This window comes from Brucella tritici, from assembly GCF_008932285.1.
GTDB classification, from domain to species: domain Bacteria; phylum Pseudomonadota; class Alphaproteobacteria; order Rhizobiales; family Rhizobiaceae; genus Brucella; species Brucella tritici.
Map to the genome: position 1 here is coordinate 412,304 of NZ_WBVY01000004.1, position 21,331 is coordinate 433,634.

Sequence of the window (21,331 nt, forward strand, 5' to 3'; positions counted from 1 at the left end):
GGCCAATAATCCACTGTGCGGCCAACTTTTCAGTTTAGTTATCCAACGACCAACTGTAGATGCGTCCTTTTTTCTTCGTCGTTCTGCGTATTCAATAGCATCTTTTCCATAGCGGATTTCGCAAGAACCTTTTGTCGGGCAGACTTGGCGTATCGGTCAACCTCCTTCGAAGTTGTGTGTCCCGTTATCGCCATAATTTCGCGTTCGGTACATCCGAACTCAGCCAAGCGTGACGCTGCTGCTTTTCGAAGTCCATGCGCCCTACCCGGTACTTTAGCCTTTTTACACGCATCCCCGAACCAATCCGAAAAGTTACCCGGCAGGAGCTAGAAATGTTCATGCAGCGGACTAATGAGGATATCGACAGGAACGAAGCCCGCATTGAGAAGATGGACGAAGGGCTTATTCCTCGCAGCGAATTTGAACTTGGTATGAAGGCGATAGAGCAGCGCCTAGAATTCCAGAAAAAGCTTATCGACCAGAATTCAGAAGAGATTGGTCGAAGTAGGACAGCGCGTCCTATCGATCCCGGCTGAACCGACAAATCAATACCCATCCCGTCGCGGAAACCGTAACCGCGAATGCAAAAGGCCCCTGCTGGTTGAAATACCAGCAGGGGCCTTTTTTGCGTTTTAATTCTTCGTTGTGCGGCCAACACCGTTGAAAAACCCCGAAAACTAGGGAAGTAATATTTGGCCGCACATTCTGCTAACTACTTGTTTTTTAGATATTTGCGCCCTTCGCAGCCGATTGCGGAAAAAGGCAAACAAAATTGCCGCCTTATCCGAGAACTTCCGCAACTTTGACAGTGCGGCCTTCCCTGACCGAACGAAGTGCCGCTTCAGCCAGAGCCAAAGCTTGTAATCCATCTTCCGCTGAAGGGTGCGATGCTTTGCCAGTATCCAAAGCATCGATAAACGAGGCGATTTCCGCTGCATAAGCAGCCGTATAGCGGGTCATGAAAAAATCATGCAATGGCGGGCGGTTATAGCCATCTCTGGACGCAATCTCTATCGAGACTGGACGTTGGTTTTCCGCCGAAACAGCACCAAGCGATCCGTGAACTTCAATGCGTTGATCGTAGCCGTAGGAAGCACGCCGTGAATTGGAAATGACACACTGACGTCCGGAAGGGGTCGTCAGGATGACGCTCGCACTATCGTAATCGCCGAGTTCTCCGATCTTTGGGTCGACGAGCACCGAAGCCGCGGCCGATACGCCATCGACTTCCTCACCGAGAAGAAATCGCGCCATGTCAAAATCGTGGATCGTCATGTCGCGGAAAATACCGCCGGATACCTTGATATAGTCTGCAGGCGGCGCCCCCGGATCGCGACTGGTGATCGTCACCATTTCAACATTGCCGATGCGTCCATCTTCGATGGCCTTGTGGACTGCCGCAAAATGCGGATCGAAACGACGATTGAAACCCAGCATCACCTTCGCGCCGGTATCACGAATGACAGCGAGACAAGATCGAACACGTGCAATATCGAGATCAATGGGCTTTTCGCAGAAAACGGCCTTGCCGGCGCGAGAAAACCGTTCAATAAGATCAGCGTGCGTATTGGTCGGTGTGCATATCAGCACTGCATCTATATCGTCTGATTTCTCGATTTCGTCGATGGTTCGAACGTCCGCACCCGCAGAACCGGCAATTGCTCTCGCCGCCGCCTCATTGGCGTCAGCGACGGCAACCAATCGGGCCCGCTTGTCCGCAGCGATTGCGCCTGCATGAACCTTGCCGATACGGCCCGCGCCGAGCAGCGCCAGACGTGTAACCATTGCCTCATCCTCCCAGGAAACGGCCATCTTCAGTCATCGAAGATACGCTATAGAATATTTATTCTATTTTGCTAGAATGTGACATAAAGATTGTCAAGGACCATATTGAAAGGCCAACGATGGATTCCCCTGCCCCGTCATTGATCAGCGTTCCGGCGAATATCAAGGAATTCGAAACGAAACTGCTGGAGGTTTCTGATCGTTTGCCGAAGAGGCTCAAGCAATGCGCCGATTTCGTCGCCGCCAACCAGGATCGCATCGCGGTGTCGACCGTTGCTGAGATGGCTGAAGGCGCAGGTGTGCAGAGTTCTGCCTTCATGCGCTTCTGCCAGATCATGGGGTTTTCCGGCTTTTCGGAAATGCAGAAGCTGTTCCGGGATTCCTATGCGGGGGGCTGGCCTGATTATTCGACCAGACTGCAGCATTTGCGCGAGACCGCAACAGGCAGTGCACCCGCCCTTCTTGCCGAATTTGCTGAAGCAGGGCGTACTTCCCTCGAAGGCTTGCTCAAGACCATCGATCCGGACGCACTCGAAAAGGTCGTTCAGCTACTGGCCAACGCACAAACAATCCACATTGTCGGCATCCGCCGTGCTTTTCCCGTTGCGAGCTACCTCGCTTATGCGCTGGAGAAGATGCAAGTGCCTGCGATGCTGCATAGTGCGGTCGGTAAACTTGAGAATCTGCATGCCATTCGCGAAGGCGACGTGCTTCTGGCGATTACGTTTTCGCCCTACTCACCGGAAACGGTCGCCATGGCCGAAACCATCGCCGCACGCGGTATTGATGTCGTCGGCATAACCGACACGTTTGTCAGCCCGATGAGCAAATCAGCAAAACAGACATTGCTCGTTTCCGAGGTAGATTTCGGCGCCTTCCGCTCACTCTCCGCAACGCTTTGTCTCGCCATAGCGCTCGCTGTCGCCGTAGGCACGGCGCGTCAAAGCGACTAATCCTTCCCGTGCATTATTCCATTTTTCAGTTGAAATAGAATAATAAATCTATTTTAATCAAAAATGGAATAACTGCTATGTGCGCATAAATCATGCACAGCCTTGCAGCAATAAGAAAGTAGTGAGGGAGGATGGTTGTGAAGCGGCTCGACTTGATCACGATTGGCCGATCTTCGGTTGACCTGTATGGCGCGCAGGTGGGCGGTCTTCTGGAAGACATGGCCTCCTTCAACAAATATGTAGGTGGTTCTCCCACCAATATTGCAACTGGGACTGCGCGGTTGGGCCTTAAATCGGCGTTGATCACGCGTGTCGGCGACGAGCATATGGGGCGCTTCCTGCTGCGCGAACTCGAACGCGAAGGCGTGGATACACGTGGCATCGTCACTGATCCGGAGCGCCTGACCGCCCTCGTCATTCTCGGCATTCGCGACCAACAGCATTTTCCGCTGATATTCTATCGCGAGAATTGTGCCGACATGGCATTGTGCGAGGATGACATTGATCCAGCCTTCATCGCCGAAGCTGGCTGTGTTCTGGCTACCGGCACACACTTATCCCATCCAAAGACGGAAGCAGCTGTCCTGAAAGCACTCCGTCTTGCGCGCGAGAATGGCAGCCGGACGGCGCTCGATATAGATTATCGTCCCAATCTCTGGGGACTTTCCGGACACGGCGATGGCGAAAACCGCTTTATCGAATCCGCAGATGTCACGACCAAACTGCAATCGACGCTCCACCTCTTTGATCTTGTCGTCGGGACAGAAGAAGAGTTTCATATTGCAGGCGGCTCAACAGATACACTTCAGGCGCTGAAAGCTGTGCGTGCAGTAACGGAAGCTGCACTGGTTTGCAAACGTGGCCCCATGGGGGCAGTGGTTTTCGAAGGCCCAATTCCTGAAAGCCTAGACGAAGGACAGACCGGCGAAGGCTTCCCGATTGACGTTTTCAACGTGCTCGGCGCAGGCGATGGTTTCATGTCCGGGCTTTTGCGAGGCTGGCTAAAGGAAGAAGACTGGCCAACCAGCCTCAAATTTGCCAATGCCTGCGGGGCCTTTGCAGTCTCGCGACATGGCTGCACGCCAGCCTATCCGAGTTGGGAAGAGCTTCAGTATTTTTTCCGCACCGGCATTCGCAGCAAGGCTTTGCGCAAGGACACCGCTCTGGAGCAGATCCATTGGTCCACCAATCGCAACGGCCACTGGCCACATATGCGCGTTTTCGCCTTTGACCACCGCGTCCAGCTGGAAGAAATGGTTGCGGAGGCGGGCGTTTCGACCGACAAGATCGGCGAATTCAAGCAGCTTTGCCTGAATGCAGCCTTGCAAGTGGCGAACGGCGCTGAAGGTTACGGCATATTGTGTGATGGTCGACTGGGCCGTGACGCTCTTTACCAGGCTGCCGGCACGGGCTTGTGGATTGGACGTCCGACGGAGTGGCCTGGTTCACGTCCGCTCAAGCTGGAACCGGAACTCGGACCAGACTGCGGTGGACTGGTCGAGTGGCCTGTAGAGAATGTCGTGAAGTTGCTATGCTTCTACCACCCGGATGACACAGCCGAGTTCAAGGCAGAACAGGAAGAAACTGTTTCACGTCTTTTTGCAGCTGCCCGACGTAACAGGCTGGAGTTCCTGTTCGAAATCATCCCGTCCAAAGCAGGTCCCGTCGATGACGACACAACTGCGCGTGTGATCGAGCGGTTTTATGAAATCGGCGTCTATCCCGACTGGTGGAAGCTCGAGCCCATGAAAACCAGGGCGGCATGGGCCAATGCTTGTGACGCGATCCTACGCAACGATGCACACACACGCGGCATCGTTGTTCTAGGACTGGACGCACCGGCCGAAGAACTGGAAACCAGTCTTGCAATTGCCGCCGAATTCGACCTTGTCAAAGGCTTTGCAGTGGGACGTACGATCTTTGGTGACGCGGCACGCAAATGGCTGAACGGCCTGATCAGCGACGAAGAAGCAATCGCCGACATGGTGACGCGCTATCGTGGCCTTTGCAATGTCTGGGATGGCGTGCGTACATTTTGAATTCGTTCTGCCGGGATGAAGCTGGAGGAGCTATGAAAACCGTTCGATTGACCGCTGCGCAGGCATTGGTGCGCTACCTCGCCAATCAGATGACGCCAGATGGTGAGACCTTTATCGCAGGTGTTTGGGCTATCTTCGGCCACGGGAATGTGGCCGGACTTGGCGAAGCCCTCCATGGCATTCGCGAAGAACTGCCTACATGGCGCGGCCATAATGAACAGACCATGGCCCATGCAGCCATTGCTTATACCAAACAACTTGGTCGCAGGCGCGCTTGCGCCGTCACCTCCTCCATCGGTCCCGGCGCAACAAATATGGTCACGGCAGCAGCCCTTGCCCATGTAAACCGTCTACCCGTCCTCCTCATTCCCGGCGATGTCTTTGCCAATCGTGGACCTGATCCCGTCTTGCAGCAGATCGAAGATTTCAATGACGGCACCATGACCGTAAATGACTGTTTTCGTCCGGTCAGCCGCTATTTTGACAGGATCACCCGGCCCGAACAGCTTCTCACTGCCCTGCCTCGTGCCTTCCGTACCATGACCGATCCTGCTGATTGTGGGCCCGTAACTCTTGCCTTTTGCCAGGACGTGCAAACTGAGGCCTATGACTGGCCGGAAGAGTTCTTTGAACAAAAAGTCTGGCGCTGGCGCCGTCCACCGCCGGATGAGAATGAACTGAATGCCGCAGCAGCAGCAATCAAGGCAGCGCTTAAGCCCGTTATCGTTGCAGGCGGCGGAGTGCACTACTCCGGCGCCCACGAAGCGTTGCACAGTTTTGCCGAAGCACATGGCATTCCAGTCATCGAGACACAGGCTGGGAAATCGGCGCTACCGTGGGATCACCCGCTCAATTTTGGTCCGGTTGGCGTAACTGGAGCAGACAGCGCCAATGCCATCGCAGCGGAAGCCGATCTGGTGATCGGTGTTGGCACGCGCTTTCAAGACTTCACGACCGGATCATGGGCGCTGTTCAAACACCCCGGACGCAAGCTTCTCTCGCTAAACGTCCAACCCTACGACGGCTCAAAGCACGGTTCGCTTCCATTGGTTGCCGATGCAAAGATTGGTCTTGAAGCGCTCACGAAAGCGGTTGGCAGCTATAAACGCCACCCCGTAGACGCAGCATTGAAAGAGAAATGGTTTGCGGCGGCAGACCGGTTTACCGCTGCCCCAAGCGATGGCAATACCTTGCCGACTGATATGCAGGTGATCGGCGCAGTGCAACGTCAGGCACGAGAGAACACCGTTGTCATGTGCGCGGCAGGCACGATGCCGGGAGAGTTGCACCAACTCTGGAAAGCCGGTCGTCCCATGTCCTATCACATGGAATATGGCTTTTCGTGCATGGGTTATGAAATCGCCGGTGGCCTTGGCATCAAGATGGCCGAGCCGGGTCGGGACGTCATCGTGATGGTCGGCGACGGTTCTTACATGATGGCCAATTCCGAACTCGCCACTGCCGTCATGATGGGGCAGAAGATTACAGTTGTTGTTACCGACAATCGCGGTTTCGGCTGTATCAACCGGCTGCAGATGGCAACCGGCAGCGCCGAGTTCAACAACCTGCTCGACCATTCGAGCCACGTGAACCCGTCGCACATCGATTTCGCTGCCCACGCCGGAGCCATGGGTGCAGATACGAAGAAAGTGGGTTCAATCCGCGAGCTGGAGGAAGCTCTGGCGGAAACCCGCAACAGCCCGCGCACCACTGTCGTCATTATCGATACCGATCCTTACCCTACCCCTGAAACTGGCGGTTGGTGGTGGGATGTCGCGGTGCCGGAAGTCTCGGAGCGCGAACAGGTGCGTGCCGCACGTAAAGATTATGAAGCTAAGCTCAAAGAAAGAAACTGACCGATGATCCTCTATGGCACCAATCCTATTGCCTGGTCGAACGACGATGATCGCAGCCTCGGCGCGCATATCACCCTGGATCAATGTCTCGATGAAACCGCTGAGATTGGTTTCGACGGGATCGAGAAAGGTCACAAGTTTCCGCAGGAGCCGGCTGCGCTAAAAGCTGTGCTTGAACCGCGCAAGCTTCTCTATGTATCGGGCTGGCATTCGCTCAACCTGCTGGTGAATCCGGTCGAAGAAGAAAAGAAAGCAATGCAGCCTGCGCTCGACCTCCTGAAGGCGATGGGTTCGAAGGTCATCATTGTTTGCGAAACGTCGAATGCCATTCACGGCAACAACGACAAGCCGCTATCCGAGCGTCCGGTGCTGGAAGAAGCGCGCTGGGAAGAATTCGGCGCGGGCGTAGAAGCACTCGCAGAATATGCTGCGGCCCAAGGTATTGCGCTTGTCTACCATCATCACATGGGAACGGTAGTGCAGAGCGAGGACGAGATAGATCTTCTTATGCAGCATACAGGACCACATGCGAAGCTTCTTCTTGATACAGGTCACTGCCTGTTTGGTGGCGGCGATCCAGAACGGGTTGCGAAAAAGCATATGGGCCGCGTCGGGCATATCCACGCCAAGAACGTTCGCCCAGCGATAGCCACTGAAGTACGCGACCAGAGCCTGTCGTTTCTGGAGGGAGTCCGTCGCGGCGTCTTCACCGTTCCGGGCGATGTAGATGGCGGCGTCGACTTCGTGCCCGTACTGAAAGTTGCCGCTGACAAAGCCTATCAAGGCTGGCTGGTGATCGAAGCCGAACAGGATCCGGATATTCGTAATCCCTATGAGTATCAGTCGCTTGGACTGAAATCGCTGAAATCATTCGCACGCGAAGCAGGACTCGACAAAGGAGACTGAGACATGGCCAATTTGTTGCGCAAGCCCAACGGCACGCATGGCAAGGTCCACGACATTACCCCGGAAAGCGCAGAATGGAGCTATGTCGGGTTCAGCCTTTACCGTCTCAAATCCGGCGAGAGTGTCTCCGAAAAGACCGGATCGACTGAAGTGATCCTCGTTCTTGTCGAAGGCAAGGCAAAGATTTCCGCCTCAGACGAGGATTTCGGCGAGATGGGCGAACGCATGAACGTGTTCGAGAAACTGCCGCCACATTGCCTCTATGTGCCTGCTGAAAGCGACTGGCATGCAACTGCCACAACGAATTGTGTTTTGGCCGTTTGCACCGCGCCGGGCAAACCGGGCCGCAAGGTGCAGAAGCTTGGGCCAGAAAGTCTGACACTTGAACAACGGGGAAAAGGCACCAACACCCGCTTCATCCATAATATCGCTATGGAAGGCCGCGATGTTGCCGATAGCCTGCTTGTTACCGAGGTATTCACACCGCAAGGAAACTGGTCATCCTATCCACCCCACAGACATGACGAAGACAATTTTCCGGACATGACCTATCTGGAAGAGACATATTATCACCGCCTCAATCCGGCGCAGGGCTTCGGCTTCCAGCGCGTTTTCACCGAAGATGGAAGCCTTGATGAAACCATGGCAGTCTCTGACGGAGATGTTGTGCTTGTGCCCAAAGGCCACCATCCATGTGGCGCACCCTATGGCTATGAGATGTATTATCTCAACGTGATGGCTGGTCCTTTGCGCAAGTGGCGGTTCAAAAACCATCCCGCTCACGACTGGATTTTCAAGCGCGACAATCCCTGACCTGTCTCTGATCTCACTTCGGAGCAAGATCGACTCGTGTAAACTACCGGCAAGTCTGTGGAAGACTTGCCTATTTGCTTTTTGGGAGAGTCAATTGAACGAGCGTGTACGCTTCCAGCTTTCGTCCGCAGTCTTTGTCATTCTGGCACGCGGGCCAGAAATCTGCATGTTGCAGCGGAAGACAACCGGATGGATGGACGGCTGGTTCAGCATTCCAGCCGGAGGGCTCGAGGCGGGCGAAACAATCCGGGCAGCAGCGGCGCGTGAAGCCTTCGAAGAGACTGGCATAATTATCGCACCTGAAGCATTGGAACCAGTTCACACCCTGCACAGTCTGACGGCTGGCAATCAATGGCTGGGTCATTTCTTCCGCGCCGATGAATGGACCGGCACGCCTACGCTATGTGAGCCAGACAAGCATGCCGATCTGCAATGGAGAAGGCTGGACAATCTACCGGATAATACGATTCCCTATGTCCGGCAGGCGCTCCTCCGCGCTGCTGGCAACGAACCCTATTCAGAATATGGCTGGAACCGAAATCCCGGGAAGATCATATCCAATTCTATAGGCGAGCAACCTTCTTGAGGTCCTCGATTGCACCGGGCCCAGCTACGAAAACTTTGTTGCCCTTGGTGAGCTTTTCTCCATCGACAGGGAAAGGATGAGCATAGCCGCCCGCCTCACGCACGAGGCAAAAGCCCGCCATACAATCCCAGGCATGCATATAAGGCTCATAATATCCGACTAGCCTGCCAGCCGCGACATAAGCGATCATCAACGCGCCGGAACCATTGCGAATAAACGTTCCGCCCGCCTCAAGCAGGTCTTCCACGATTTTCGCCACGACCTGCGGCGTAACGTAATTGTTGGCACCAATGCCCGTCACAGAATTACGGATCGTGCGGCTCGGATCGAGAACCAGCCTCTTGCCATCAAGTGTTGCGCCAAGCCCCTTGGCCGAAGCATAAAGTTCATCAAAACATGGCGCTTGGATGACACCGACCACGGGTTCACCGTCTTTCAGAACCGCGATGGAAACACACCAGTTCGGCATGCCATTGACGAAAGGACTGGTGCCATCGATCGGATCTACAACCCAGGTGTAACCCGAAGTGCCTTCATTCAGCCCGTACTCCTCTCCCAGAAATCCGTCTTGAGCGAAGGTTTCCGACACACGAGCACGGATAAGCTGTTCAACGTCCCTGTCCGCGATCGACACTACATCCTGCGGATCGCGCTTGGTTTCGATAACCAGTGTTTCACGCCGCTTGAAATAGTCGAGAGCCTTGGCGCCCGCCTCGCGCGCGATCTTTTCGGCGAGCGCCAGCCGCGCTTCTAGTTCCTGTCGGGGATGAGACGTCATGATGATTTTCCGATGAGAGATAAAGAAAGGCGCGACGTTTCTGCGCCTATTGACTGATAATGGCAAGCCCGCGCGTTTTGAACTCGATAGAGACGTCGGTTTGTGGCGGCAGAGCCTCTTCGACCGCCGGATCGACTATGAAAAGCTTGCCGTGTTCGGTCTCGATTTCATACTCGATATGATCGCCGAGATAGGCCGAATGCGCGACACGTCCGGGAAAGCCGCCGCCAGCCTTTGGCTGCAAGGTCACCGCATTGGGACGGATCGCAAGCTGCGCCGGACCCGGTCGGGCGTTGCGCGCGGTAACCCGGTGGGTCAGGCTGCCCACACGAATGACAGCTTCGCTCCCATCTGCCGTCATCACCTCACACGGCACAACATTCGCCTCTCCCATGAAATCCGCTATAAAGGCTGAGGCCGGTGTTTCATAGAGATCACGAGGGCTTCCCTTCTGTGCGATATTGCCCTCTTTCATGACGATGATTGTGTCGGAGACAGCGAGCGCCTCGTCCTGGTCGTGCGTGACATAGACGGCGGTAAACCCGAGCCGCTGCTGAAGCTCGCGAATTTCGGTGCGCACCCGGCGGCGCAAACGAGCATCAAGGTTCGAAAGCGGTTCATCCAGAAGCAAAACTTGAGGCTCCAGCACCAGAGCGCGGGCCACCGCGACGCGCTGTTGCTGGCCACCCGACAGTTCTGCCGGAAGGCGATGTCCCATTCCCGCAAGACCCACGAGCTTCAGCCCCTCTTCCGCACGTTCGCGCGCTTCCGCTTTTTTCAAGCCTGAAGATTCCAAGCCGTAGGCCACATTGTCGAGCGAACTCATATGCGGAAAGAGCGCATAGGACTGGAAGACCATCGACACGTCCCGCTCATTGGCTGGCAGATTGGTCACATCCTTGCCGCCGATCAGAATACGGCCAGAGGTAGGATGTTCGAGCCCAGCCAGCAGCCGCAATGTCGTCGTCTTGCCGCAACCGGATGGTCCGAGGAGCGTCACCAAAGTTCCCGGCTCGACGGTCAGGGACAGATCGGGCAAGGCGGTAAAATTACCGAATTTCTTGGTAACATTTTCAAATGTAACGGAGCCGGGACGGATCGCAGTCATGCGGTTTTCTCCTGACGAACGGTTTTGACGGGGGCGACAGCGGCAACGCGGTTCTCGCGCCTGAGCTTGCGTTCACCCACGAGAAGCTGGAAGCCTGTAATGACCACGATCATCACGACAATCAGCATTGATGAATATGCGATGGCCACGCCGAATTCACCGTTTTCGACCAGACCGACAATGTAGGATGTCGCCATGTTGTATTGCGCCGAAACGAGGAAAATGACCGCGCTGATGGATGTGATGGCGCGTACGAAGGAATAGACCAGTGCAGCTGTGATAGCTGGACGCAACAGTGGCAGAATAACCTTGCGGATTGTGCGGAAGCTGTTCGCCCGCAACGTCAGAGAGGCTTCATCAAGACTCTTGTCGAGCTGGCTCATGGCTGCGATACCGCCGCGGACGCCAACAGGCATGTTACGGAATACGAAACATGCGATCAGGATCAGCGCCGTGCCAGTCATTTCAAGCGGTGGCAGATTGAAAGCCATGATGTAGCTGACACCGATAACGGTGCCGGGAATTGCAAAGCTCAGCATCAAGGCGAATTCGAAGACGTTTCGTCCAACAAAACGCTGGCGAACGATCAGATAGGCCGTCAGCAACCCGACAGCAGCAGTCAGCGGAGCTGAGATCAGCGAGATTTCCATCGTCGTCCAGAACGAATTCCATGCCACACCGGTCCACGCAATGCCACTCTCTGTCCAATTGACGGAAAACGCCCGCGCGTAGTGCTCGACTGTCAACGTATTGTCGAGCCCCCACTGACGCACGAAGCCGCCAATAAGGATCATCGCGTAAACAACGACAGTGAAAATCATCCAAGGAATGACAAGGGCATAAACGCCGATCTTTAGGCCGCGTGGCAGCCCGGCATGCATACCGGAATCGCCTTTGCCGGTCACAGTTGCGAAGTTCTTGCCCGAGAGCCAGACGCGCTGGATAAGAAACGCAGTCAATGTAAAGCAGAGCAGCACGATTGCGAGAACTGCCGCGCGCGATGGATCGTTCTGCGCACCAACCACGGCAAAGAATATTTCGGTCGAAAGCACCCCATTGCTGCCTCCGAGCACCATAGGATTGCCGAAATCCGCCATACTTTCGATGAAAGCAATGAGAAACGCATTGGCAAGCCCCGGTGCCATCAGCGGCAGAGAAACCCTGCGAAACGTACGCCAGCGATCAGCGCGCAGAGTTTGAGATGCTTCTTCCATCGACGGTGACACACCCTCGACAACACCGATAAGTACGAGGAAGGAAATCGGGGTGAAAGACAGGACCTGCGCGATCCATATGCCGGTGAGGCCATAAAGCCACCGTCCTGGCTCCACCCCGAATATATTGGAGATCTGTTCCGTCACTACGCCTGCGCGGCCAAAAAGCAGCGTCAATGCAAGACCGACAACGAAGGGCGGCGTGATGATCGGTAATATGGTGAGAAGCCGTAAGCCTTTCTTGAAAGGAAAGCCTGTGCGGGTCGCAACCAATGCAAAGGCAAGCCCCAGCACTGTGGATCCGGTCGCAGTCATCAGCGCCAGCCATAACGTGCGCCATGCAACGCCACATCGCCCTTCGCCGATAACGCAGGCCAGACTCCAGATCGAGGAATCCTGAATATTGCCGATAAACCCCTCAGGTTTGAAAGAACCGTCGAAATCCTGCACCGACCCGGCAAACATGCTGATAACAGGATAGAAGACGAATACAGCCACCAATGCAACCAGCAGTGTAATGGAAGAGACGACAAAAGCGTCCCCCTTCATTACGCCGCGTTCTGCGAGACCAAACGAGAAAATCAGCAGAAAGCAGAGACCTGTCAGGATTGCTCCGGCGCCGAAGGCTGGCTGACCGTCAGAAAGAGCACCGAACAGGTTTTCACTGATCATCCAGTTCCAGCCGGAAAAGCCGATGGCCAAGCCTTGCAGCGCCAGGAAGAGTACACCAAGAAGGCTCGCCCATATCAGAACACCGCTCCGACGTTCGACAGGCAATAGGAAGCGGACACTAGCACAAAGCAGCATGAATACAGCAACAGCGCCAAGCCAGGGCCGCCCGAAGAAGGCTATCTGCCAAAAGCCGGGCGCCGTTGCACCATCGCCGAACATTCCAGCCAGCCAGCCGAAACTCAGAAAGCCGTCTTCTATGCGATACCACGGCAACAAGACAAATGCCGCGAACGCCAGTGCCAGAATGATATCCAGTCTGCGATTGTGCTGTTTCATGGATGTCCGCGTCCCTCCAGATCGGGGATTTCCAAGGAATGACGAGAGGCATCGGTTCCTGCATATTTCAGGAAGCCGCTACCTTGCTTCGTCATTCGGGACAGGTGCGTCGCCCAACAAGAGCGGCGCACCCGGATTTCAAGCCAATGAAAAATCAGTTGGCGTGAGCACCGATTTCCTTATCCCAGCGCTCAAGCAATTCCTTGCGCTTGGCCGGTTCGCCATAGGTCTTGAAATCGTAATCGATGAGCTTGATGTCCTCGAAGCGCGGGGATTCCTTTGGAACCTCGGCCGATTTGTTGGACGGCAACTGGAAAGACTTCGCATCCTTCATGTGCGACTGCACTTCGGCGGTCAGCGCCCAGTCGTACCACTTCTTCGCATTTTCGAGATTCTTGGCGCCCTTGATGATCGACATGGAACCGATTTCGTAGCCAGTGCCCTCACACGGCGCAACTGACTTGACTGGGAAACCTTCCGCCGTCATCGCCACGGCGTCGTGCATGAAAACGATGCCGATTCCAGTTTCGCCACGCGCAGCCGACTTGACGGGAGCCGAACCGGATTTGGTGTACTGCGATACATTTTCGTTGAGCTTCTTCAGATAATCATAGGCTTTGTCTTCACCCATGATCTGGACCAGCGTTGCCAGTGCCGTGTAGGCAGTACCGGAAGAATTCGGATTGGCCATCTGGATTTCGCCCTTATAGGACGCATCGAGCAAATCAGCCCAGCATTTCGGCTCTTTCAGGTTCTTCTTGGCAAGAATATCGGCATTGTATCCCCAACCAAGCGCACCGGCATAAACCCCAACCGTACGGAAGCCCGAGCTTTCAGCCTGCTTTTTGGCCCAATCATTCAGTTGGTCAAGCATTGGCGATTTGTATTCGAGCGTCAGCCCTTCAGATGCGGCCTGTAGATGCGGATCACCTGTACCGGCCCACCAGATATCCGTCTTCGGATTGCGCGCTTCGGCACGCACCTTGGCATAGGTTTCCCCGGAAGAAAGCCGCACCATGTTGACCTTGATGCCGGTGTCCTTCTCAAACATGTTCTTCATCTGCTCACAGATAACCACGTCCGCAGAACAGATGAGATTAAGATTGCCTGCGGCTTGCGCAGAAAAAGCGAATGAAGATACGCCCGCGGCCAGCGCCGCAACCAGAAATGCCGAACGCATTGTTTTCCTCCCTTTATACGGCGCCTCCACGCCGACGCTTTTGCAAGCGTGTGCATAGTGTTTGCCTTTTATGAAAGCCTGTCAATGCCTTTGTAAATTTTATTCTGAAATTACAAAAAATAATTCAATCATTCTGTTTTCGAATGTCATTTGCACAGCCATGCAAATCTGTACCGACAAAAGAAAAAGGCGGCTAAAGCCGCCCTTTTTGTCCTTTCCTGTCCCGAACGGGATCAGCCGATTGCCATCAAGCTCGCATTACCACCCGCTGCTGTGGTGTTAATCGACGTCGAAACCTCTTCCAGCAACCAGTTGAGGCAATAGACATCCGGGTTGATTGCAAGCTCTTCCGTGGAAGCAGCCTGAGTCAGAACCAACGGTCCGGGAAGCGTTGCAAGCTTCTTGTTAATCTCGACGATGCGTTCAGCATCCCCTTCAACCAGCGCTCCAGCGAACGGTGCATCGGTTTCCCAATTATTCGTCCAGATCGTGCGTGCCGCAACCGAAGCCGGAATATCTTTCAGCACATTCCGCAGACCCGAAGCCTCATCGACATACACAGTGTTGCCCGTAGCGAGTGCCGCTGTCATCTGTCGATAAAGGCCCGTTTCAGTTTGCGGAACCAGCAGAATATTTCCACGCGGATGCAACGCATAAAGATTGCGCTCGCCGACCGGGCCCGGCAATTCAAGATCAAGACCGAGCGCCGAAGCGCTACCAGTATCGCGCGCAGTCTGTGCCAGATCATTCATGCCGCGCTGGCCAAGCCATTTCGCAAAATCCTTGAGCGCCGGATCAGTGTGAACCGAACTGTGGCGCGGCGGGATCGGCGCTGTTTCGACGAGACGCCCGAGATAGAGCGGACCGCCTGCCTTGGGACCCGTGCCAGACAGGCCGCGTCCACCGAAAGGCTGCACGCCGACAATCGCGCCGATAACGTTGCGGTTGATATAGACATTGCCGACACGGATACGATCAGCAACATTGGCGATCGTCTCATCGAGGCGCGTATGCAGGCCGAAAGTAAGCCCGTAACCGGTCGCGTTGATATCATCAATCAGGCGCTCCATATCATCGCGTTTATAGCGGACGACATGCAGAACCGGGCCAAAAACTTCCCGCTTCAGATCGCGAAGCGAGTTGATCTCGACGATGGTCGGCGCAACGAAAGTTCCATTCTGTGTTTCAGGACCTAGCGGAAGCTGCTCAACCTTGCGACCGAGATCGCGCATACCTTGAACGTGCTTTTCGATGACGTTCTTGGCTTCATCGGTGATAACCGGTCCAATATCGACCTTCAGCTTGTCGGTTCGACCGATGGATAGTTCCTTCAGCGCGCCCTTGAGCATTGTCAGGATGCGGTCTGCGACATCTTCCTGCAGGCAGAGAACGCGTAGCGCCGAACAACGTTGACCCGCGCTGTCGAATGCTGATGCAATCACGTCAAACACGACCTGCTCCGCCAGAGCGGATGAATCCACGATCATTGCGTTCTGACCGCCGGTTTCGGCAATCAGCGGGATTGGCTTGCCGTTCGGCAACAGACGCGAGGCAAGCTGAGCCTGAATGAGGCGCGCCACTTCGGTCGAGCCGGTGAACATTACACCGCATGTCTCTTCGGCAGCCACCAATGCCGCTCCGATGCGGCCATCGCCCGGCAGAAGCTGCAGCGCATCGGCTGGAATGCCAGCTTCATGCAGGATACGAACACCCTGTGCCGCAATCAACGGCGTCTCTTCAGCAGGCTTCGCCAGCACGGGATTGCCCGCCACAAGCGCTGCCGCAATCTGCCCGGTAAAGATCGCCAGCGGGAAGTTCCACGGGCTGATGCAGACGATAGGTCCGAGCGCCTTGTGGCCGACACCCAGCGTACGACGGGTCTGCTCTGCGTAATAACGCAGGAAGTCAATAGCTTCGCGTACTTCAGCAATCGCGTTCGGCATGGACTTGCCAGCTTCGCGCATGATGAGGCCGAGCAGAACCGGCATATCGCGCTGCATGATATCCGCTGCGCGCTCAAGACAAGCCGCACGTTCGGCTGGCACAACCGCAGACCAGCTTGCTGTAGCCTTCTGTGCCGCCTTCATGGCTTTCGCTACGTCTGCTTCGGCGATCTCCGTCACTGTACCGACAACATCGTTCCGGTCTCCAGGGTTGAGAACCGAGCGGCTGGTTCCCTTGACCTTGGCTCCGGCAACCTGAGGTTCCGATGTCCACACGCGGCTCGCACTGTCCTTCAAAATCGTGCTGAGTTCAGCGAGTGTGACTTCATTCGACAGGTCGAAACCGTCAGAATTCTTGCGAGCGCCATAGAGATTTTCCGGCAGGGCAATCTGGTCGTGACGTGCACCAAGGACAGCCATCGAGCGAACGACATCAACCGGATCGGCGATCAACTCATCGACGGAGACACTTTCATCGCCAATGCGATTGACGAAAGATGAGTTCGCGCCGTTTTCGAGAAGTCGGCGAACAAGGTAGGCGAGAAGCGTTTCATGTGTGCCGACCGGCGCATAGATGCGGGCCGGACGTCCGAGCTTTTCGGCACCGACAACTTCGTCATAAAGCGGTTCACCCATACCATGCAGGCACTGGAACTCGAACTTTCCGGTTTTGAAATCCGGACCAGCCAAATGATAGATGGTGGCCAGCGTCTGCGCATTATGCGTTGCAAATTGCGGGAAAACAGCATCTGTCGCCGCAAGGAGCTTGCGTGCGCATGCAATGTAGGAAACGTCGGTATGTACCTTGCGTGTATAAACCGGGAAGTCTTCCAGACCGTCAACCTGTGCGCGCTTGATTTCGGCATCCCAATAGGCACCCTTCACCAGACGAACCATGACGCGCCGCTTGTTCTGACGGGCCAGATCAATGATGAAATCAAGCACGAACGGGCAGCGCTTGCCGTAAGCCTGCACCACGAAGCCGATGCCTTCCCAATCTGCCAGATCCGAATCCTCAATCAGGCTCTGCAACAGATCAAGCGACAGTTCCAGACGGTCTGCCTCCTCGGCATCGATGTTGAGACCGATATTATAGGACTTGGCGATAGCGGCGAGCGCCTTTACCTTCGGCAACAACTCTCCCATGACGCGTTCACTCTGCGAACGGACATAGCGCGGATGCAAAGCGGACAACTTGATGGAAATGCCGGGGCCATCGTAGATGCCGCGACCGGCGGAGGCGCGACCAATGGCGTGAATGGCGGTTTCGTAATCCGTGTAATAACGCTCGGCGTCGGCAGCGGTGGTCGCGGCCTCACCCAGCATATCGTAGGAATAGCGGAAGCCACGTTCTTCCAGCGGCTTGGCGCGCTTCAGCGCTTCGTCGATGGTTTCGCCGGTGACAAACTGTTCGCCCATCATACGCATGGCCATATCAACGCCGCGACGAATGACAGGTTCACCGCAACGGGCGATCAGGCGTGTCAGGGCAGCCGACAGGCCGCGATCATTGACCGTGTTTGTCAGCTTGCCCGTGACGACAAGCCCCCAGGTCGCAGCGTTGACGAAGAGCGAGCGCCCGCCGCCGATATGAGACTTCCAGTCACCATTCGAAATCTTGTCCCGGATAAGCGCGTCGCGCGTCGCCATGTCTGGAATGCGCAGCAGCGCCTCGGCAAGGCACATAAGCGCCACGCCCTCTTGGCTCGACAGCGAATATTCATGCACCAGGCCTTCGACGCCCGTACCCTTATGCTTGGCACGCAGCGCTTCAATGAGCTTGCGAGCAGTGGAGCGGACTTGCTTCGCCGTTTCTTCCGGCAAGGCGGCCTGTGCAGCCAGCGCGGAAACGCATTCAGCTTCCGGGCGGCGATAAGCGGCGGTAATCGCTTGCCTCAGTGCGCCTTGCTCGCGGATCGGCGGCGCAAAATTCTGGAAAACCGGATTGGTAGGAGCGGGTATGGTATCGGTCATGGTGCAATGCTCACAAATGAAAACAGCCCCGAGCGTCTCTGCTCAGTTTAGCTCTGCTTTAAGTGGGCGCACACTATCATTTGTGCAAATTGCATTCTGCCTTCATTTGCTCCATATAAAGGATTATCGATCTTATTATATATTCATTAAAAGGCTAAGCGGATGCGAAAGATAGATTCTGTAGACGATCTGGATCAATTCGACAGGCGCATTCTAGAAGTCTTGAGCGAAGACGGACGCATTCCCGTAACGGAACTCTCAAAAAAAGTCGGTCTTTCCAAGACACCATGTCAAGCGAGACTGAAACGACTGGTCGATGAAGGCTATATTGTCGGCTTTCGCGCCGCCATCGATCCTGAGAAACTCGGTCTCGATCATATCGCCTTCACGACGGTCAAGCTATCCGACACACGCGAAGCTGCGCTTGAGGCATTCAACACAGCCGTGCGCAAGATACGTGAAGTCGAAGAATGTCATATGATCGCAAGCTCTTTCGACTACCTTCTGAAAGTGCGAACGCCCAACATCCGGCGTTACCGCGAGGTGCTGGGCGAAAAGATTTCGAGCCTGCCCAATGTGGCGAGCACCTCCACTTTTGTTGTGATGGAGTCGGTCAAGGATAACCGTCCGGTAAGGGTCTATCCGGGTGCCTTGTAATTTTCAGTTATAGTGGCTCACCTGCCAGATAACGCTCGAGCGTTTTGACAGTCCCATCCTGCCAGATGCGCAGCAGCGCGAATGAAAAAGCCGCCACATAAGCTGGATTTGAAGCGAGCGAGCCGAAGATATCATCCATCGCAAGCCACGCCTCGGGATTGTTTTTTGCAAGAGCCGCCTGCTTTGTCAGACGGTCCCATGACGGGTCGTTCGGCTCAATAACCGTGCCGCTATCAGTCGTGCCATAGCAGTAACGGCACCAGAATGCAGAAACGAGCGCCAGCCCTGTGGCGGACTTACCCTTGGCCACCCGATCAGAAGCAGTGGGCAGAATGAATTTCGGCTGACGGTTGGAGCCATCAAGGCACAGGCGGCGGATGGTATCGCCGATACTTGGATTGGCGAAACGTTCATCGATGAGAATGCGATAGTCTTCAAGATCGGTATCCGGTACTGGCGGCACTTCTGGAATGATCTCATCCTTGGTGAGCTTTTCCAGATAGCGCCGGATCAGTGGATGCTCCATCGCCTCATGCACGAAGTGAATGTCGAGCAGTCCGCCGGGATAGGCAATGGCTGCATGACCGCCGTTCAGGATGCGGATTTTCATCAGTTCATAAGCAGCGACTTGATCAGTGAACGTGACACCGGCTTTTTCCAACGCAGGACGCCCAGTGGGGAAATTGTCCTCTACCACCCACTGCTTGAAAACTTCGCAAAAGACCGGCCAGCCGTCTTCAACCCCGAAATCTTTCGCAGCGATTTCACGCTCGCGTGCACCAGTGGCTGGCGTAATGCGATCCACCATGGAATTCGGAAAAGCGACATTGGCTGAAATCCAGTCGGCAAAGGCCGGATCACTAAGCTTCGCGAGGCCAGTGACGGCATCTTCCGTCACATGCCCGTTGCCCGGAATATTATCGCACGACATGACGGTGAAAGGTTGAACACCCGCCGTCTTGCGCAGTTTCAGTGCCTGCACGATCAGGCCGAACACAGTCTTGGGCTGATCCGGATGGGTGGCATCTGCCACAATATCAGGATGAGCAGGATCAAAGGTCTGGCTGGCCGGATCGATATAATAACCACCTTCAGTGATCGTCATGGAAACAATGCGAGTAGAGGGCGATGTGAGATAGACCATCAAAGCCTTTCGCCCTTCTTCGGTCGATATGGTTACATAATCGATCATGGAAGCGGTAATCCTTGCCCCCGCATAATCGGCTTCCTGTTCGACAACTGTGGTAAGCCAGTCTTGCGCCTTGAGCGTGTCCCGCATGGCATCATCACTGCCACGCACACCAGCGCCGACCAGCGCCCAGTCATGCCCCTCGCCCATTCCGAACAAATCGTCCAGATAGACAGCCTGATGGGCACGATGAAAATTGCCAACACCGAAATGCACGATGCCCGGTTTCAACCCGGTTGGGTCGTAGCCAGGTTTGTGAACCTTGTCGAGGCTCTGGAGCGTTGCACGCGACAGCTTGGTCATAACGATTTCCTTCAATTCAATCGGGTACGAACTGGACTTTCATCGTAGCTGGATCGCCACCGTGCTTGGTGAAGAACGGCAGCATTTCGCTGAGCGGTAACCGGTGCGAAACGAGGCGTGCCATTTCGCCCTTGTCCTGTTTGAGTATTTCCAGGGCCTGCGGAATGTTGCGGTTCAGCGAATGTGACCCTGCAATTCGAATCTGACGACGGAAAATTTCGAAAGGCGTGACTGAAATCCGTGCATCTGGTGCGCAAACGCCAAACACCAGAACCGTACCGCCGTCGGCCGTGAAGCTGACCATGCTTTCAACGACCTTGGCAATGCCGGTCGCATCGGCAACGAAATCGAAACTCCGCTTACGCTTATCCAGCATTTCGGAGCCCGATACGACAGGCTCGAGGCCGAGACTTTCGACAAAGGCCAGACGATGTTCGTTGATATCCGCCACAAAAACCTGCCGCACACCTCGCGTCTTTAAAGATAAAGCCAGCAACAAACCGATCGGCCCCGCACCGAAGACAAGCGCGTTCTCGGTGCCGCGCGGACCGGTCTTCAACTCCGCTGCACCAAGCCCGTTCAACACACAGGCGAGCGGTTCCGCGAGTGCTGCCACATAAAAAGGCAGATCACCGATGGGGTAGAGATGACTGGCATTGACAAGGCTCATGCCCGCAAAGCCACCATTATGGGTCACACCATAGGCTTTGAGATCGGAACAGAGATTGGTCAGTCCCTTGAGGCAGGCACGGCAATGACCGCAGGGAATATTCGGATCGACCGCAATGCGGTCGCCCACCTTCACATTGGTCACGTCTTCCGCCACCGCGACCACAATGCCCGCATATTCATGCCCAGGCACCAGCGGAAACGCGCTGGAACCGTAGCGGCCATGCAGGACATCTATGTCGGTATGACAGAGACCTGACGCCTTGACGTCGATCAGGGCGTGTCCCGGCTGCAATGCCGGATCCGGCAAGTCAGCCAAACCTGCTTCCCCATGGCCGGTAAAATAAATCGCTTTCATTGCAGATGTCCC

At 55.3% G+C, this 21,331-nt stretch carries 17 protein-coding genes; 8 read left to right on the forward strand and 9 right to left on the reverse strand.

Features of this window, described 5'->3' with window-relative positions; genetic code table 11:
• Positions 1–38: 38 nt before the first annotated feature.
• Positions 39–323: a tyrosine-type recombinase/integrase gene (locus tag F9K94_RS16465; RefSeq protein WP_151647701.1), complete on the reverse strand. Its 285-nt coding sequence runs from the start codon at positions 321–323 to the stop codon at positions 39–41.
• Positions 324–338: 15 nt separating this feature from the next.
• Between F9K94_RS16465 and F9K94_RS16470 the strand changes: the two genes are divergently transcribed.
• Entirely contained in the window at positions 339–536 is a 198-nt protein-coding gene (locus tag F9K94_RS16470; RefSeq protein WP_151646983.1) for a hypothetical protein, read from the forward strand.
• Between the two features lie 244 nt (positions 537–780).
• Here the strand turns inward: F9K94_RS16470 and iolG are convergent, their stop codons facing one another.
• Entirely contained in the window at positions 781–1,785 is a 1,005-nt protein-coding gene (gene iolG / locus F9K94_RS16475) for an inositol 2-dehydrogenase (RefSeq protein WP_151646985.1), read from the reverse strand.
• Positions 1,786–1,904: 119 nt separating this feature from the next.
• Between iolG and F9K94_RS16480 the strand changes: the two genes are divergently transcribed.
• The 6 genes from F9K94_RS16480 (at position 1,905) to F9K94_RS16505 (ending at position 8,938) form a co-directional block, all read left to right on the forward strand.
• Positions 1,905–2,738, forward strand: a complete 834-nt coding sequence (locus F9K94_RS16480) for a MurR/RpiR family transcriptional regulator (protein ID WP_151646987.1) — start codon at positions 1,905–1,907, stop codon at positions 2,736–2,738.
• Between the two features lie 131 nt (positions 2,739–2,869).
• The gene (locus F9K94_RS16485; RefSeq protein ID WP_151646989.1) at positions 2,870–4,777 is read left to right on the forward strand and encodes a bifunctional 5-dehydro-2-deoxygluconokinase/5-dehydro-2-deoxyphosphogluconate aldolase; all 1,908 of its coding nucleotides are present in this window, start codon (positions 2,870–2,872) and stop codon (positions 4,775–4,777) included.
• 32 nt (positions 4,778–4,809) lie between these two features.
• Complete coding sequence (gene iolD / locus F9K94_RS16490) at positions 4,810–6,633, forward strand: 3D-(3,5/4)-trihydroxycyclohexane-1,2-dione acylhydrolase (decyclizing) (RefSeq protein ID WP_061347032.1); 1,824 nt, start codon at positions 4,810–4,812, stop codon at positions 6,631–6,633.
• A 3-nt stretch (positions 6,634–6,636) separates the two neighbouring features.
• Positions 6,637–7,539 (forward strand): myo-inosose-2 dehydratase, encoded by a 903-nt coding sequence (gene iolE / locus F9K94_RS16495; RefSeq protein WP_061347031.1) that lies wholly within the window; start codon positions 6,637–6,639, stop codon positions 7,537–7,539.
• A gap of 3 nt (positions 7,540–7,542) precedes the next feature.
• Positions 7,543–8,352: a 5-deoxy-glucuronate isomerase gene (gene iolB / locus F9K94_RS16500; RefSeq protein WP_151646991.1), complete on the forward strand. Its 810-nt coding sequence runs from the start codon at positions 7,543–7,545 to the stop codon at positions 8,350–8,352.
• A gap of 94 nt (positions 8,353–8,446) precedes the next feature.
• On the forward strand, positions 8,447–8,938 hold the full coding sequence (locus F9K94_RS16505) for an NUDIX hydrolase (protein WP_151646993.1): 492 nt from the start codon (positions 8,447–8,449) through the stop codon (positions 8,936–8,938).
• Here F9K94_RS16505 and F9K94_RS16510 read toward each other — a convergent pair.
• From F9K94_RS16510 to putA, 5 genes are all read right to left on the reverse strand, one after another.
• On the reverse strand, positions 8,916–9,716 hold the full coding sequence (locus F9K94_RS16510; RefSeq protein ID WP_151646995.1) for an inositol monophosphatase family protein: 801 nt from the start codon (positions 9,714–9,716) through the stop codon (positions 8,916–8,918). The genes F9K94_RS16505 and F9K94_RS16510 overlap by 23 nt on opposite strands.
• Positions 9,717–9,762: 46 nt before the next feature.
• Positions 9,763–10,824, reverse strand: a complete 1,062-nt coding sequence (locus F9K94_RS16515; RefSeq protein WP_061347027.1) for an ABC transporter ATP-binding protein — start codon at positions 10,822–10,824, stop codon at positions 9,763–9,765.
• Positions 10,821–13,046, reverse strand: a complete 2,226-nt coding sequence (locus F9K94_RS16520; RefSeq protein ID WP_151646997.1) for an ABC transporter permease — start codon at positions 13,044–13,046, stop codon at positions 10,821–10,823. Before F9K94_RS16520 ends, F9K94_RS16515 begins: the two co-directional genes overlap by 4 nt.
• A 154-nt stretch (positions 13,047–13,200) precedes the next feature.
• Entirely contained in the window at positions 13,201–14,226 is a 1,026-nt protein-coding gene (locus F9K94_RS16525) for an ABC transporter substrate-binding protein (RefSeq protein WP_151646999.1), read from the reverse strand.
• Between the two features lie 233 nt (positions 14,227–14,459).
• Entirely contained in the window at positions 14,460–18,143 is a 3,684-nt protein-coding gene (gene putA, locus F9K94_RS16530; RefSeq protein ID WP_151647001.1) for a trifunctional transcriptional regulator/proline dehydrogenase/L-glutamate gamma-semialdehyde dehydrogenase, read from the reverse strand.
• A gap of 162 nt (positions 18,144–18,305) precedes the next feature.
• Here putA and F9K94_RS16535 point away from each other — a divergent pair, with 162 nt between their 5' ends.
• On the forward strand, positions 18,306–18,800 hold the full coding sequence (locus tag F9K94_RS16535; RefSeq protein WP_010659033.1) for an Lrp/AsnC family transcriptional regulator: 495 nt from the start codon (positions 18,306–18,308) through the stop codon (positions 18,798–18,800).
• A 7-nt stretch (positions 18,801–18,807) separates the two neighbouring features.
• On the opposite strand, the gene F9K94_RS16540 is transcribed toward F9K94_RS16535, so the two are convergent.
• Together F9K94_RS16540 and F9K94_RS16545 are read right to left on the reverse strand one after the other, a co-directional pair.
• Positions 18,808–20,292: a mannitol dehydrogenase family protein gene (locus F9K94_RS16540; RefSeq protein ID WP_151647003.1), complete on the reverse strand. Its 1,485-nt coding sequence runs from the start codon at positions 20,290–20,292 to the stop codon at positions 18,808–18,810.
• A 16-nt stretch (positions 20,293–20,308) separates the two neighbouring features.
• Positions 20,309–21,319 carry a zinc-dependent alcohol dehydrogenase family protein gene (locus tag F9K94_RS16545; protein ID WP_151647004.1) on the reverse strand — a complete coding sequence of 337 codons (1,011 nt, stop codon included), beginning with the start codon at positions 21,317–21,319 and terminating at the stop codon, positions 20,309–20,311.
• Positions 21,320–21,331: the final 12 nt, after the last annotated feature.